This is a genomic window from Oscillospiraceae bacterium NTUH-002-81 (assembly GCA_032620915.1).
Classification (GTDB): domain Bacteria; phylum Bacillota; class Clostridia; order Lachnospirales; family Lachnospiraceae; genus JAGTTR01.
Genome location: CP136052.1, coordinates 2467514 through 2483044 on the forward strand (window position 1 = coordinate 2467514; position 15531 = coordinate 2483044).

Consider the following 15531-nt stretch of genomic DNA (forward strand, 5'->3'; position numbering starts at 1 on the left):
TTATAACAATAGCATACTTCCCCCTTTTTATCAAACAGAAGGTTTTTGTTCTCTCTTCCTTCATTTTATCTTAAGATTTTTTCATTTATTTTTAGAAAACGTCCACACTTTGAACACATTTTCCCAGTATACTATGAGTCAGATAGTTGATTTACACACTCACTATCTCCCCCCTCATAAAAAGGAAACCCCCGGATGCGCTCCGGGGGTTTTCCTTTTCTCAACATCATTCGATGACTGTTCCTGTTTTTCCGAGAAGACCGTCTCTTGCCCGGTCGATGGAGGTGATGATGGCCTTTCTGCCGGGCTTTTTGCTGACGAATTCCACCCCGGCCACGATCTTGGGCTGCATGGTGGCTTCCTCAAACTGTCCGGCCACAATGGCCTTGCGGGCCTCCTCCACGGTCATGTGATCGATGGGTGTTTCGTTTTCCTTTCCATAATTCAGGAATACCTGATCCACGGTGGTGAGGATCATGAGAATGTCCGCGTCGGTCTGCTCTGCCAGACGGCCGCTGGCCAGGTCTTTCTCAATGACGGCACTGGCGCCTTTCAGACGGCTGCCCTGGGCCAGCACGGGGATTCCGCCGCCGCCGCAGGCAATGACGATCTGGTCTGCGTCTGCCAGTGCACGGATGGCGTCGATCTCCACAATGTCTCCGGGCCTGGGCGCTGCCACGACACGCTGATAGCCTTTTCCCGGCACCTCTGTCACATAATTGCCCTTGTCCTCTTCTGCTTCCGCCTCTTCTTTGGTCAGATACCGGCCGATCTTTTTCACCGGGCGATAGAACGCCTCATCGTAAGGATCCACCAGCACCTGGGTGAGCAGCGTAGCCACAGTCTTGTATATCCCCCGGGAGAGCAGCTCTGCCCGGATAGCATTCTGCAGATCGTAGCCGATATAGCCCTGGCTCATGGCAGAGCACACCGACATGGGCGATACTGTGTAATCCTGATGGGCTTTTCCAAATTCATTCATGGCCGTATGGATCATGCCGACCTGCGGCGCATTGCTGTGGGAAATGATCAGCTGGCAGCCCTCTTCTGCCAGATCAGCAATGATTTTTGCGGAGGCACGAACCCCCTCCTGCTGCTGCGGGAGGGTCGTTCCCAGCGCTCTGTGTCCAAGTGCCAGTACAACTCTTTTTTTCTCCATACTTATCCCTCATTTCTCGCGTCTCCCAGTGAAAAGAAACGCGGCATATCTATCTTTATTCTACCTTTAGTATACAAAACAATGCCAGCGGCAACAAGCATTCTCTGCGTATCTTTTCCACGATTATTACAGTTCACTCCCGGCATCATAACGCGTTTTGCAATGCACAGAATTCATCCTTGTTCAGCCTCGCATACACATTTGAACCAAATCTGTAAAAAGCTGTAAAATACAACTATATGGGATGAAAACCATCAGTTCATTTTGTGAATACGTCATTCTCGGGATTTTTACCGGCTGCCCTTCATAATGACATCCCCGACCTTCACTTTGCCCGGCGCCGCTTTTTCCACGGGCCACTCATCCGCGTTGGTGACGATCACCGGCGTCACAGTATCATAGCCTTCCCGCTTCACTGCCTCCAGATCCACACTTAACAAAAGCTGTCCTTTTTTCACCCGGTCGCCGGATGCCACCTGGGACTGAAAATGCTTTCCTTTCAGCTGCACCGTGTCCAGCCCCACATGGAGCAGCAGCTCCGCGCCATTATCGCACAGAAAGGTGATGGCGTGGCAGGTGTCAAACAGGGTGTCCACCGTGCCATCCGCCGGGGCATACATTTCCCCTTTGGTGGGACGGATGGCCACGCCGTCTCCCAGAATGCCCTGGGCAAAGGCTTCGTCGGGAACATCTTTCAGCTCGATCAGTTCCCCTTCCATAGGGCTGCCAATTTCATTTTTCGAGCCTGCACTTTTTCCTGCCACGGTTGATCCGTTCTGCTGTTGGCCTCTCTTTTCTTTTCCAAACAATTTTTCCATGAAGTTCATCGGGATCCTTCTTTCTGTTTTTTCCTCTAGTATGAACAAACACACAGAAATCATTCCCCAATGTTCCTTATATATCGCTTACCGCTGTGCAACTCTCTGTCGCTCCAGCCAATGCATAACAAATGTCATCCACACATTGCGCCCCTCAAAGCGATTTTTCACTGAATAGCATCCACTGTAACACGCAGGCTGTCGGATTTATAATTTCGCAATATCCACCAGTGTCAGATGCTGATGATCGGCATTTTCTAGGCTCTCTACCAGCGCTCTCGCGGTGTCGATGGCCGTCAGGCAGTGGACGCCGGTCTCAATGGCGCTGCGGCGGATGAGGAATGCATCCTTGCCGTGCTGGCCGCCCCGGGCCGGAGTGTCGATGATCAGGTCGATCTCGTGTCCCAGGATCAGATCCATCAGGTTCGGGGATTCCTGGGCGATCTTGCTGGTGCGGATGGCGTGCACGCCTGCGTCTGCCAGCGCTTTCTGGGTGCCCCGGGTGGCAAAGATCCGGTAGCCCAGTTTTTCAAACCGGCGACCGATGTCCACAGCCATTTCCTTATCCTCGTCGTTGACGGTCATAATGATATTTTTGTATTTCGGCAGACGGATGCCCGCGCCGATAAATGCCTTGTACAGCGCTTCCTCGAAGGTTTTCGCAATGCCCAGCACCTCGCCGGTGGATTTCATCTCCGGCCCCAGGCTGATGTCCGCGCCCTGTAATTTTTCAAAGGAGAACACCGGCATTTTCACGGCAACATAATCTGCCTCCGGCTGCAAGCCCGGCGTATAGCCCAGATCCTTCAGCTTTTTGCCGATGATGGCCCGAGTCGCCAGTCCCACGATGGGGATGCCGGTCACCTTGCTGATGTAGGGCACCGTCCGGCTGGAACGGGGGTTCACCTCGATGACGTACACATCGTCCCCACACACGATGAACTGAATGTTGATCATGCCCTTGACGTGCAGCGCTTTGGCCAGCCGCTCCGTGTAAAGCACCACCGTGTCCTTGGCTTTCTGGCTGATGGAGCGGGCGGGGTACACCGAAATGCTGTCGCCGGAATGGATGCCGGCCCGCTCGATGTGCTCCATGATGCCCGGGATGACAATGTCCTCCCCGTCGCAAACGGCGTCCACCTCGATCTCCTTGCCCTGGATGTATTTATCCACCAGGATCGGATGCTCCTGGGCGATCCGGTTGATGATGCCAATGAATTCGTCGATATCCCGGTCGTTGATGGCGATCTGCATGCCCTGGCCGCCCAGCACGTAGGACGGGCGCACAAGCACCGGATAGCCAAGCTGTGCTGCTGCCGCCTTGGCTTCCTCCGCCGTAAATACGGTGTGTCCTGCCGGACGTGGGATCTGGCACTGCTCCAGAATTTCGTCAAACAGCTCCCGGTCCTCTGCCGCATCCACGTCTTCTGCGGCCGTGCCCAGGATCGGCACGCCCATTTCCATCAGCGCTTTTGTCAGCTTGATGGCCGTCTGGCCGCCGAACTGTACCACTGCGCCGTCGGGCTGCTCCAGCCGCACGATGGACTCCACATCCTCCGCCGTCAGCGGCTCAAAATACAGCTTATCCGCGATATCAAAGTCGGTGCTCACCGTTTCCGGGTTATTGTTGACAATGATGGTTTCAAAGCCTTCTTTTGAAAAAGCCCAGGTGCTGTGAACAGAGCAGAAATCGAACTCGATGCCCTGACCGATACGGATGGGGCCGGAGCCCAGCACCAGCACCTTTTTGCGGCCGCTGGTCTTAGCCGCCTCGTTTTCCCCGTCAAAGCAGGAATAATAGTAGGGGGTGGAGGCTGCGAACTCTGCCGCACAAGTATCTACCATTTTATAGGCCGCCACGATGTCGTTTTCCAGACGGAGGGCTTTCACCTCGTCTTCCGTTTTTCCTGTGAGAGAAGCGATCACCTCATCCGGGAACTCCAGCCGTTTGGCCTCCTTTAAGAGCTCCGGTGTCAGCGGTTCTGTCTTTAACGCCTGCTCTATTTCCACCAGAATGGCAATTTTATCGATGAACCACAGATCAATCTTCGTGATGTCATGGATTTCTTCATAAGAAATGCCTTTGCGCAGCGCCTCGGCGATGACCCAGATGCGGCGGTCATCCACCACCGCCAGCTGCCGCAGCAGTTCATCCCGATCCAATCCGGAGAAATCATAGGACAGCAGGCTGTCCACATGCTGCTCCAGAGAGCGGATGGCTTTCATCAGCGCCCCCTCGAAGTTGGTGCAGATGCTCATGACCTCACCGGTGGCTTTCATCTGGGTGCTCAGCGTCCGCTTGGCCGACAGGAATTTGTCGAAGGGCAGACGGGGCATTTTTACCACACAGTAGTCCAGCATGGGCTCAAAGCTGGCAAAGGTCTTTTTCGTGATGGCGTTTGGAATCTCGTCCAGATGATAGCCCAGGGCGATCTTGGCCGCCACCTTGGCGATGGGGTAGCCGGTGGCCTTACTTGCCAGCGCGGAAGAACGGCTGACACGGGGATTCACCTCGATGACGCAGTACTCAAAGCTGGTGGGATGCAGGGCAAACTGTACGTTACAGCCGCCGGTGATGTTCAGCTCGCTGATGATATTCAGCGCCGCGCTTCGCAGCATCTGGTGCTCCTTATCCCCCAGCGTCTGAGAAGGCGCCGTCACGATGCTGTCACCGGTATGTACGCCCACCGGATCCAGATTTTCCATATTACAAACGGTAATGCATGTGCCGTTGGCGTCCCGCATCACCTCATACTCGATTTCCTTCCAGCCCGCAATGCAGCGCTCCACCAGCACCTGGCCCACACGGCTCAGCCGCAGGCCGTTGGCGAGAATCTCTTCCAGCTCCACCGGGTTGTTGGCGATACCGCCGCCGCTGCCGCCCAGCGTATAGGCCGGACGCAGCACCACCGGGTAACCGATCTTTGCCGCAAAGGCAGCGCCCTCTTCCACCGTATACACGATCTGGGACGGGGCACAGGGCTCTCCGATCTTTTCCATGGTTTCCTTGAAAAGCTCCCGGTCCTCCGCCTTGCGGATCGTCTCCGGCGTGGTGCCGATGAGGGAAACGCCGTGGGCCTCCAGAAATCCCGACTCTGCCAGCTCCATGGCCAGGTTCAGCGCCGCCTGGCCGCCCAGGGTGGGAAGCACGCTGTCCGGTTTTTCCTTTAAAATGATCTCTTCTAACACCTTCACCGTCAGCGGCTCGATGTAAACCATATCTGCAATGTCTTTGTCTGTCATGATGGTGGCCGGGTTGGAATTCACCAGCACCACACAAATGCCCTCTTCCTTCAGGGAACGGCAGGCCTGGGTGCCCGCGTAGTCAAACTCCGCCGCCTGGCCGATGATGATCGGGCCTGATCCAATGACAAGTACCTTTTTGATGTTTTTATTTTTCGGCATCTGCGCATCCTCCCATCATTTTCATAAACTCCTCAAACAAATACCCGGAATCGTGGGGGCCTGGGCTGGCCTCCGGATGATACTGCACGGTCATGATGTTCTTCTTATGATAACGAAGCCCCTCGGTGGTACCGTCGTTGACGTTCACAAACCCGATCTGTGCCACCTCCGGATCCACCGTGTCCATATCCACCACGTAGCCGTGGTTCTGGGAGGAAATGTACACCTTGCCGGTTTTCAGATCCTTCACCGGATGGTTGCCGCCCCGGTGACCGTACTTCATCTTATGGGTGTCCGCCCCGGTGGCCAGCGCCATGAGCTGATGGCCGAGACAGATGGCAAAAATCGGCACCTCCGATGCGTACAGCTTCTGGATTTCCGCAATGATGGACGTACACTCCTTCGGGTCTCCCGGGCCGTTGGAAAGCATGATGCCGTCGGGCGCATCCGCCAGAATCTCCTCCGCCGTCGTCAGCGCCGGGTAAACCGTCACCTGACAGCCCAGCTTGTTCAGGCTTTTCACAATATTTTTCTTCGTTCCAAAATCCATCAGCGCCACGTGGAAACCATCCCCCGGCACCGTGTATTTCTGCTGGCAGGTCACCTTCTCCACCACCTTTCCCGTGGTGTAGGCTTTCAGCTTCGGCAGCACCTGGGCAAGGTCAAAATCCGCATTGGTGGTGATCATGCCGTTCATGGTGCCCTTTTCCCGGAGGAGCTTCGTCAGCGCCCGGGTGTCGATGCCGCAGATGCCCGGAATATCGTATTCCTTCAGGAAATCCTGAATGCTCTCCTCGCTGCGGAAGTTGCTGGGCATTCTGGAAAGCTCCCGGACAATATATCCGTCCGGCCACGGTCTTTCGGACTCCATATCCTCCCGGCAAATCCCGTAGTTTCCGATCAGAGGATACGTCATCACCACTGCCTGTCCCGCATAGGAGGGATCCGTCAGTACCTCCAGATATCCGGTCATGGACGTGTTAAACACGATCTCGCTGATGACCTCCCGCGTGGAACCAATACTCGTTCCTTCAAAGACTGTCCCGTCTTCCAGAATAAGAAAAGCTTTCATGCAACCACCTTTGTCCTTTCATTGAAATATGTAACCGCTGATGAGCAAGCTCATGCGGGTTCCGGCTTTTCAACCCTGTATCGTATATAAAAAAAGAGAATAACCATCCCGAAGTGAGTTATGCATATGTTACGCATAAATATTCACCTTTGTTCAGAATTATACTCTTTTATACACTGATATGTCAATTTAATTTGCATCATTATTCAATTTTCCTGTATTTTATTGCGTTGTCCCGAAAAGTTCCTAAATTGCTAAAAGTCTACCACAACTGCGCTTGCTTTGCAAGGACTAATTTTGTCAAAACCAGTTCAGCGGTGATTTTCTTCAGGCGGATTTCGTGCTTGCACGAAAAGATGCCTGGGAAAGCACCGATTGAGCGCCATCTCATGAGCAAAAAGTAGCTGCGTCAGCAGCGGAAAGCATGACAATGCAATTTTGCGAATGGCGCGGCTGAGCTGGCGCGACTGAACTGTCACCCCCAAAAACGGCAATGAGCCGGACAGCTTATTTGCTGTCCAGCTCAAACCAAAATTCCACGCCATTATCCCAGTTTTTCACACCAAAAGGCTGATGCAGCGCATCCATGATGGCCTTTACAATGGAAAGACCGATGCCGCTGCCGCCGTACTCCCTGGTTCTGGCTTTGTCTACCTTATAGAATTTGTCCCAAATCCGGTCAATGTCCTCCTCCGGTATCTGTTTTCCGGTGTTGAAAACAGATACCCGCACTTTGGTGTCTTCTTTTCTCACCTTTACCTCAATGACCTTCTCAAAATCCACATGGTTCAGGGCATTGCTGAAATAGTTGGTAAACACTTCCTCGATATCAAACTCGTCCGCCCATACATAGACCGGATCCATCTTGTCCATGCGGACAGTGACCCCCTTCTGCTCCGCTATGAGAACTGATGCGGAAAGAATGCTGTCGATCAGGGCAATGATATCGAACCGCTCCATGACCACCTTCTGGTCACCGAATTCCAACTGGTTCAGCGTCAGCAGTTTCTTTACCATCCGGTTCATTTTCCCGGCCTCATCCATGATGACCTCGCAGTAAAATTCCCGGCTCTGAGCATCGTCGTTGACGCACTCCTGCAGCCCTTCTGCGTAGCCCTGGATGAGAGCAATGGGCGTTTTCAGTTCATGGGAAACGTTGGAAAGAAATTCCTTCCGCATCTCGTCGACCTTTGTTTTCTGCTCAATATCTCTCTGCAGCTCATTGTTGGCTGTCTTCAGTTCCGAGATCGCCTGCTCCAGCTTCTCCGCCATCTCGTTGATGTTATTGCCGAGAATGCCGATCTCATTCTTTTCTTTTCCCTCATACCGGGTCTCAAAATCCAGCTCTGACATTTTTTCTTGAAATGCCTGCCAGCTGCAGGATCGGCTCGGTGATCCGTTTGGAAATAAAGGAAATGATCACAATCCCCACCAGCACCACTGCCACACCGATATAGCCCAGAAACCGATTGGACACCGCCACACTCTCCCGGATGCTCTCGATGGGGCTTCGCAGGATAAAAATATCGCCGTTGTCCAGGCTGCCCCACAGCTCCAGATAGTCATTTTTCAGGAAAACGTCCCGCATCCGGCTCAATGTGTATCGATCCGAGGATTCCAGCGTCTCCCGATCCTTGGAACCGGAGCCGTAAATATTTTCCAGCAAACGGGTGCCCAGAATATTGCTTTCATTCACCGAAGAAATGACGGTGTGATAGCTCTGATCCAGCACGAGAATGGACATATTTCCCTTCGCCAGCGTATTTTGCAGTGTCACCTGAAAATCGTCCGTGTCCATGATATTCTCATTGCCCGCCGCATTCACCAGATCATAGGCCGACACCAGCGCCTGTCGTTTTTTCTGCACGTAATATTTTCCAAATAAAATGTTGTTGGCCAGCCAGCAGGAAAAAATCAGCCCAGCCATGAGGGCGATAAACAAAAGCGCCAGCTGTTTTTTGATGGAATGCTTCATTCTCCCACCTCAAACTTGTAGCCCATGCCCCAGATCGTCCGGATGTACTCTCCCTTGTCGCCCAGCTTGCTGCGCAGCTTTTTCACATGGGTATCGATGGTGCGGGCGTCGCCGAAATAGTCGTAGTTCCACACGTTGTTCAGGATTTTTTTCCCGGGAAAGGGCGATGCCCTGATTCTCCATAAAATAACTGAGCAGTTCAAATTCCTTATAGCTCAGTTCGATCTGCCGACCGTCCACCGTCACCCGGTGCGCCGTCTTGTCCACCTGTATCCCGCCGGCGCTCATCATCTCATCTTCCACCTTGCCGCCGCTGCGCCGCAGGATCGCCTCCACCCGAGCCACCAGGATCTTCGGGCTGAAGGGCTTGGAAATGTACTCATCCACGCCCAGGCTGAACCCGTTGAGCTCATCCCGCTCCTCGCCCTTGGCCGTCAGCATAATGATGGGCACCTGGGAATACTCCCGGATCTCCTTCACCACCTGCCAGCCGTCCATCCGGGGCATCATCACGTCCAGAATGATCAGATCCACATCCTTTTCTTCAAAAAACACGTCCACCGCTTCCACGCCGTCCCCGGCCTCCAGCACCGTATAGCCCTTTTTCACAAGGAAATCCTTCACCAGCTTGCGCATACGGCTCTCATCATCCACAACAAGAATCTTACACGTATCCATCTATCGTTCCTCCCTGTTCTTTTCTGCATGTACCATCACAATTCACACTTTCCGTGCCTGATGCAGCTTTGCAGCTATCATGATTCCATTCAACTCTCGTCATATGCTTTTATATTAACATAATTTCGTTTCTGTGAGACCACTATACCAGATAAATATGTTAAAATTGTGTTTTCCAGTTCAATTATGCATGTGAGAGACGGATTTCGGGCTTGCACGAAAAGCCGGCTCACTGCATGCATAAGTTGAGCGCCATCTCATGAGCAAAAAGCAGCTGCGATAGCAGCGAAAAGCACGGCAGTGCGGTTTTGCGAATGGCGCGGTTGAACTGGAAAATAATTGACAAATAAGAACGCTTTGTTTATGCTTAAAATAAGTTTTTAAATGAGAGGAATACCAAAGATGGCAGGTTTGGATGTTATATGTATAGGTGCGATCAACTATGACTACATGTTTCACTGCAGCGAGGAAGACCTGATTCAAAAGGACGACAATGTGGGCAGCGAGCATTTGAGCAATCCGATCAGTGACGTGGAGAACGATATCACGGAGCTAGTCATGAAAAATAAACAGTACACGACGCAGATCGGCGGCTCTGCTTTCATCACCCTGAAGGTGGCAAAGCACATTTTCCCGGATTTCCGCACGGCTTACGTGGGCGTCTGCGGCACCCCCACCCGGTTTGATCTGCAGTACGGCAAGACAAATCAGCTGACGGAGGAGCTGGCGCATCTGGACGACCGCCAGTGGCTGTTTACCACACAGGACCGGTTCGATGACCCGTACGACAAGGCCATCGCCAAGTCCATTGTCCGGCTGTACAACCACACCCGCAACTGCATCAAGATCGCCCCCTGTGCCAACAATACCCTGCTGGATCGGATCCAGGAGCAGGAGGAGACCACTGGCCTTTCCTTCTCCGGCTATCTGTCCCAGACCCGGTGGATCCATCTGTCCTCCCTGTCAGATTTCGACCAGTTCGAGGCCATCATGCAGTATGTCATCGAGGCCAAGGCCATCAACCCGGCGCTCCGGGTCAGCATCGACCCGGGCTTCGAATATACGTCCCTGCACAGGGATCGGCTGCGCCCGCTGCTCTCCCATGCGGATTACGTTTTCCTGAACAATTCGGAGAAAAAGAATCTGGGCGGCAATGAAAAGGATCTGCGGACGTTATACCGGAATCTGTGTGCGTATTTTGCCGACGCTGCACCGGACTGCACCCTGATCGTGAAGCACGATGACCGGCACGAGCTCATCACCTTCCAGGACGGCCACTGCCGCATCCGCACCACCCGGCACAAGAAACTGTACCATTACCAGCTGAACAACGACACCGGCGCCGGAGATTCCTTCGCAGGCGGCTTCATCAGCGGCATGCTCTGCGACCGGCTGAACAGCGATATCTCCCTGCCCATCCAGATGGGCGTCCTCGCCGCCAAGGGCCGGATGCTCAGTTTTGACTACGAAAATCCGTATATCAATATTCAGAAATTCACGCAGGAATTTTTAGAGCATTTACGATAATCATAAAGAGACTTCACAGACTTGGGAAACATCCTCTCTCCCGATTCTGCGAAGTCTCTTTTTCTTCTATCTGATGCCTTTTTCGGTTCCAGCTATCTTATTCTGACAGAATCTGTCCCTCGGCAGACACGACAGCCACATGCCAGGGCAGGAATTTTCCGCTGGCCTTGATGGCATTCTTTGCCGCCATTTCCAACCCGCCGCAGCAGGGCACTTCCATCCGCACGATGGTGACGCTGCGGATATCGTTTGCTTTGATGATGGCCGTCAGCTTCTCGGTATAATCTCCTTCGTCCAGCTTCGGGCATCCGATGAGGGTGATCCGACCCCGGATGAATTTCTGATGGAAGTTTGCATAAGCGAAAGCCGTACAATCCGCCGCGATGAGAAGGTCTGCCCCCTGGAAATAAGGCGCTGTCAGCGGCACCAGCTTGATCTGGATGGGCCACTGAGAAAGTTCGCCGCCGTCCATGTTCCAGCCACCGTTTCCAGCAGCACTGCCCGGGCCGCCTGCCACAGAACCTGCACTGTCAGCCGCCATACTACTTCCGGGCACAGAACCTGCCACGCTATTTGCTGTAGCAGTGTGCCGGGGATGCAGCATCCGGGACGCAGCACCGGGGCATCCCCCTGCCGTGGGTGTCACCCGTTTATTTTTCAGGCGCTCTTTGATCTCTTCCAGCATATTCTGGCGATTTTTTACCGCTTCCTCATCGAAATCCGCCGCTTCCCGCTGCTCAATGGTGATGGCACCGGTGGGACAGGCCGGCAGGCAGTTGCCCAGACCGTCGCAGTAATCCTCTTTCAGAAGCACCGCCTTGCCATTGATCATGCCGATGGCCCCCTCGTGGCAGGCTGAAGCACAGGCGCCGCATCCATTACATTTATCCGCATCAATTTTTACAATATTTCTAACCATAAAACTTCCTCCTCGTTTCATATTTTTTCATCACAGTTCACCCGTATGCAATCCAACAAATGGTGCCCGTGAACTGCGTTTTGTCATGTATTCCCTTGACTTACAGGACAGATCATAATACAATACAGGAAATTAATCCGTTGTATTTCCAACAAAGGAGATTTTTTATGAAAAAAGAACTACTCACGCCGGAGGACATCCGGCTGCTCTCCCACAATCCGCTGCTGCGCGGTTTTTCTGAAAATGATTGCAAGAAACTGCTGACGGCCCTTCGCGCAGCCGTCCGCTCCTATCCGAAAAATACCGAGATCCTGTCCGCCGGTTCTCCCGCCACCCAGATCGGCATTGTGCTGGAGGGCAGCGCCCAGGTCATTTCCTCCGATGTATTCGGCAACCAGACGATCTTCGGCATGATCGAGCCGCCGGATCTGTTTGCGGAGGCGTTCTGCTGCGCGGGCTCGCCGGCCATCCCGGTGAGCGTGCTGGCCGTCCGCCCCACCCGGGTACTGTTTCTGACCTATCCCGGCACCCCGACACCGAACCAGAGCCCCGCAGATGCTTCCCTGCATATGAAACTGATGGAAAATATGGTGCGTGTCCTGGCCTCCAAAAATCTCATGCTGAACGAAAAGCTCCGTTGCCTGTCCCGGCGCTCCACACGAGAAAAACTGCTGGCCTATCTGTCCTCCCGGGCCAGAGCTGCCAGCAGCCTTACTTTTTCCATTCCCTTTAACCGGCAGGAGCTGGCCGATTATCTCTGCGTGGATCGCAGCGCCATGTCCGCCGAATTGTCCCGCCTCCGCCAGGAAGGTATCCTCGATTTCGACCGCAGCCAGTTTCGCCTGCATGCGGACTGGACGGAGGAATAGGTTTATAGCAAATATCTGTTTACTTTTTTCTTATATTCCCGGTAATCGTCTCCAAATGCCGCATCCAGAAATGGTTCTTCCACCCTTACGATCTGCAGGTGAAACATGAACATCGCAGCAGCAGAAAACACCAAGAGAATCCCGTGAAAAAACATCAGCAGGATCCCAATATACACCATATCAAAACCAAGAAAGGCCGGATTCCTACTCAGCTGATAAATCCCGTCTGTAACAAGCGCCGTCTGCTCTGTTTCTGAGACGCCGGCGCGCCAGCTGTCTTTCATTGTCCGGACCGAAATCACAAACACCACATCTCCCAAAAGCGCCAGCACGATCCCCAAGTATCTGACCCATCCAGGCAGCCCGCTTATATTCCGGTAAATACTCATCAGCTCAACCAGCGGAACCAACAGCGTTGTCACTTTCATCGTCAGTTCGATGGTTCTGGCCTCTCCCGTCTTTCCTTTTCCCATTTGATCTGTCTGTATTCCTTTTCGCCGCTGGGCAAGCATTTTACTGAAATAACAGCCATAAAAGATAGCTAAAATCATCACTGCGGTTAATTGAACTGCCATTTGCGCCCCTCCTTCTCCAAGAGCAGATACCACTCACAAAATTTCATTTTCACAACTGGAAGTTATTTACTTCTACCTTTTCGGTTTCGGAACCGGCAGTTCATCATACATTGCATGAAACAAGCCTGTCAAAAATTCCTTATTATCAACTTCATTTACCAGCAACATCTCTTTTGCTCCCTCATAGGGTAATTCATACGGAGCTGTCGGCATATAACTAATTGCTGATTTTACTGGTTTAACAAGTAATCTATCATCATAGATACCGCCTACAATCTTGCCGCGATAATAAATAATAAATTCTCCCATCATAGCTCGATAAGTAATTTCTTCTAACTCAGATAGCTGTCCTAAAATAAACTCTAAGTATTCCTTGCTTGATGCCATGTTTCCACCTCAAATCCTAATTTATTCTATGCTTTCTCACTCTCATCTTCTTGCCATTCGGACAAGAAGCATCCCTCGCTCACAGAGCTCGGTCAATTCCGATTTGTTCCATTCATTTCAAACCCATCATCCTGCCCTTCGGACAGGAAGTATCCCTCGCTCACAGAACTCGGTCAATCCCGATTTTCCAGTTCTGTAAAATAGAATATTCTTTACACTCTTTAGAATGTTTTCCAGCACTTTTCTTTTAAGAATGTACTAATATCCTCAATAGTTTCACCTTCATAATAGGCAACCAATTTCTTTTTAAACTCTGGAACATGTTCTTCCGGAATTACCAAAAAGCCCTGTCCATGTGCAATAAGAAAATGATTTGCAAATATCACAGAAGCACGCTTGTTTCCATCAATAAATATTTGTGTTTTCATACTATACATGCAGAGATTGATCGCAATATCGATTGCCTCTTTTTCTGACATTAGGATCTCCTGAATGCTTTCTTTTACAAGAGTTTCAACTGGTATTGGTGGTTTATATGAACTGCCTCCGATTGTAACAGGTACTCCCCTTATTCTGCCCCCATCATGAAAAAAACCTTCATTAACTAATTTAGCTATATGACATAACAAATAGTAATCTGACTTTGCCTGTATAACATCTGTGTCCAGAATAAATTCCCATGCATGTTTTAAATTTAATATTTTTTGTATATCACTTGCCGTCATCCCACTGACTGTGCCATTATCTATAATATCTTCTGTTTGTGGAAAAGAGGTTGCAACACCTTCCAATACTGCCTGATCATATATATTGGCTTTCATATTAGCTCTGGCAAAATCCAGATTTTGAGCCACCCTTATGCTTAGATCTGTAGCCTCATATCCTAATTCTGCCAGTCTTTTTTCAATTTTTCTTATATTCTTTTTTAGTGTTCTAAGTTCCTTGGCATTTCTTAATAAAAGCTGATACAAGTCTTCCGAATAAACATCCACATACGTGGAAGTCAGTCGGCTGCCAATACGTTTTCTCATATATAAATATTTGCCACTTGCATTTTCCTTTATTTCCGGATTTCCATCATACGGAATCAGATTCATTCTTGCCTGAAAATCTGCTTTTTCCTGAAGCAACGATTGAATCTCATGAAAGCTATCCATGACTATATTCATCTCCTTTAGGGAACTTTTCTCTTGTAATTCTATCAAAAAGTTCCCTAAGAAGCAACAAAAAATAAAAGCGACATGGTGAACGGATGGAACGATAAGGAGATCAGATACGACGAGAGCAATATTTGCAGAATACAATCCACCCAGAAACAGCATTGATGGATAATACCGGCACAGGCTATATTTTTCCCTGCGAATCAAAAGAATCATGTACATACTGACCATGCTTCTTTGTATGTTTGCCATATTGAATCGCAAATTTAGGGCAGTGATGTAAGCACGCCAGGCACATGACACATTGTTCTTTCATCCATTCGGGTTTGCGGTCTTTGAGCTTAATGGCGGAAATCGGGCAGTTTTTGGCACACAATCCACACCCAACGCAGGTATCCTCCACTGAAAAATGCTTTGTTTTACGCATCGCATCATATTCGATATGGTAGCCTATCTTTGCAAGCGGATAAGGTATCTTATTTTTCATAAAATCCCCTGCGGTAAAATTCTTTATTTGCTTTATCATACCGTCGATTGCAAGCTCTGCATGATCATTGATACGCCGAACTTTTTCTTTATTGCTCAAATCAAAAATCGGCGTCCAGGTATCCGGCATTTTCACGCTGAATTTTGCGGACAAGGGCAAGCCTTTAGGAGCAAGAATATGATCTGCAAATCTCCCGGTTTGTCCCGGAGTTGTTCCATAGGTTGCAATAAAAAACAGATAGTCCGGCTTGTGGCTTACATCTAATCTTTGTAAAAATTCGGTTACGATAACAGGCAATCCCCAGGAGTATGTGGGACTCACGATACCAAGTGTTTTGTATTTCTCATCAAATGAGAACATTTGTTCTTTATAGCAATCTGTAATAGAAACGGCAAGGTCACCTGTCTCGGCTGCAATCCTTCTGGCAACATATTCGCTATTTCCGGTTGCTGAAAAATATAAAATCATCATCTATCTCCTTATCCAAGACCTGCAAATTT

The 15531-nt window shown here is 50.8% G+C and carries 13 protein-coding genes and 1 pseudogene; 2 read left to right on the forward strand and 12 right to left on the reverse strand.

Annotated elements, in window-relative coordinates:
* Nucleotides 1-226 precede the first annotated feature (226 nt).
* The 7 genes and pseudogenes from arcC to RJD28_12205 all read right to left on the reverse strand — a co-directional run bounded on the left by arcC (nt 227) and on the right by RJD28_12205 (nt 9107).
* Nucleotides 227-1159 (reverse strand): carbamate kinase, encoded by a 933-nt coding sequence (gene arcC / locus RJD28_12175; GenBank protein ID WNV57043.1) that lies wholly within the window; start codon nt 1157-1159, stop codon nt 227-229.
* 290 nt (nt 1160-1449) lie between these two features.
* Nucleotides 1450-1986: a PTS glucose transporter subunit IIA gene (locus RJD28_12180; GenBank protein WNV57044.1), complete on the reverse strand. Its 537-nt coding sequence runs from the start codon at nt 1984-1986 to the stop codon at nt 1450-1452.
* 198 nt (nt 1987-2184) lie between these two features.
* Nucleotides 2185-5382 carry a carbamoyl-phosphate synthase large subunit gene (gene carB / locus RJD28_12185; GenBank protein WNV57045.1) on the reverse strand — a complete coding sequence of 1066 codons (3198 nt, stop codon included), beginning with the start codon at nt 5380-5382 and terminating at the stop codon, nt 2185-2187.
* Nucleotides 5369-6454 (reverse strand): carbamoyl phosphate synthase small subunit, encoded by a 1086-nt coding sequence (locus RJD28_12190; protein WNV57046.1) that lies wholly within the window; start codon nt 6452-6454, stop codon nt 5369-5371. The genes carB and RJD28_12190 overlap by 14 nt, the downstream gene beginning before the upstream one ends.
* A gap of 507 nt (nt 6455-6961) precedes the next feature.
* Nucleotides 6962-7807, reverse strand: a complete 846-nt coding sequence (locus tag RJD28_12195; protein ID WNV57047.1) for an ATP-binding protein — start codon at nt 7805-7807, stop codon at nt 6962-6964.
* Complete coding sequence (locus RJD28_12200) at nt 7788-8429, reverse strand: hypothetical protein (GenBank protein ID WNV57048.1); 642 nt, start codon at nt 8427-8429, stop codon at nt 7788-7790. Before RJD28_12200 ends, RJD28_12195 begins: the two co-directional genes overlap by 20 nt.
* A pseudogene (locus RJD28_12205) lies at nt 8426-9107 on the reverse strand (response regulator transcription factor). Before RJD28_12205 ends, RJD28_12200 begins: the two are co-directional and overlap by 4 nt.
* A 402-nt stretch (nt 9108-9509) precedes the next feature.
* Here RJD28_12205 and RJD28_12210 point away from each other — a divergent pair.
* Nucleotides 9510-10634 carry a carbohydrate kinase family protein gene (locus RJD28_12210; GenBank protein WNV57049.1) on the forward strand — a complete coding sequence of 375 codons (1125 nt, stop codon included), beginning with the start codon at nt 9510-9512 and terminating at the stop codon, nt 10632-10634.
* A gap of 97 nt (nt 10635-10731) precedes the next feature.
* On the opposite strand, the gene RJD28_12215 is transcribed toward RJD28_12210, so the two are convergent.
* Entirely contained in the window at nt 10732-11553 is an 822-nt protein-coding gene (locus RJD28_12215) for a 4Fe-4S binding protein (protein WNV57050.1), read from the reverse strand.
* Nucleotides 11554-11720: 167 nt separating this feature from the next.
* On the opposite strand from RJD28_12215, the gene RJD28_12220 reads away from it, so the two are divergent.
* Nucleotides 11721-12422: a Crp/Fnr family transcriptional regulator gene (locus tag RJD28_12220; GenBank protein ID WNV57051.1), complete on the forward strand. Its 702-nt coding sequence runs from the start codon at nt 11721-11723 to the stop codon at nt 12420-12422.
* 2 nt (nt 12423-12424) lie between these two features.
* Here RJD28_12220 and RJD28_12225 read toward each other — a convergent pair whose 3' ends face one another.
* The 4 genes from RJD28_12225 to RJD28_12240 all read right to left on the reverse strand — a co-directional run bounded on the left by RJD28_12225 (nt 12425) and on the right by RJD28_12240 (nt 15502).
* The gene (locus RJD28_12225; protein ID WNV57052.1) at nt 12425-12997 is read right to left on the reverse strand and encodes an isoprenylcysteine carboxylmethyltransferase family protein; all 573 of its coding nucleotides are present in this window, start codon (nt 12995-12997) and stop codon (nt 12425-12427) included.
* Between the two features lie 72 nt (nt 12998-13069).
* The gene (locus RJD28_12230; GenBank protein ID WNV57053.1) at nt 13070-13384 is read right to left on the reverse strand and encodes a TfoX/Sxy family protein; all 315 of its coding nucleotides are present in this window, start codon (nt 13382-13384) and stop codon (nt 13070-13072) included.
* A gap of 221 nt (nt 13385-13605) precedes the next feature.
* The gene (locus RJD28_12235) at nt 13606-14541 is read right to left on the reverse strand and encodes a Fic family protein (GenBank protein WNV57054.1); all 936 of its coding nucleotides are present in this window, start codon (nt 14539-14541) and stop codon (nt 13606-13608) included.
* A 187-nt stretch (nt 14542-14728) separates the two neighbouring features.
* On the reverse strand, nt 14729-15502 hold the full coding sequence (locus tag RJD28_12240) for an EFR1 family ferrodoxin (GenBank protein WNV57055.1): 774 nt from the start codon (nt 15500-15502) through the stop codon (nt 14729-14731).
* Nucleotides 15503-15531: the final 29 nt, after the last annotated feature.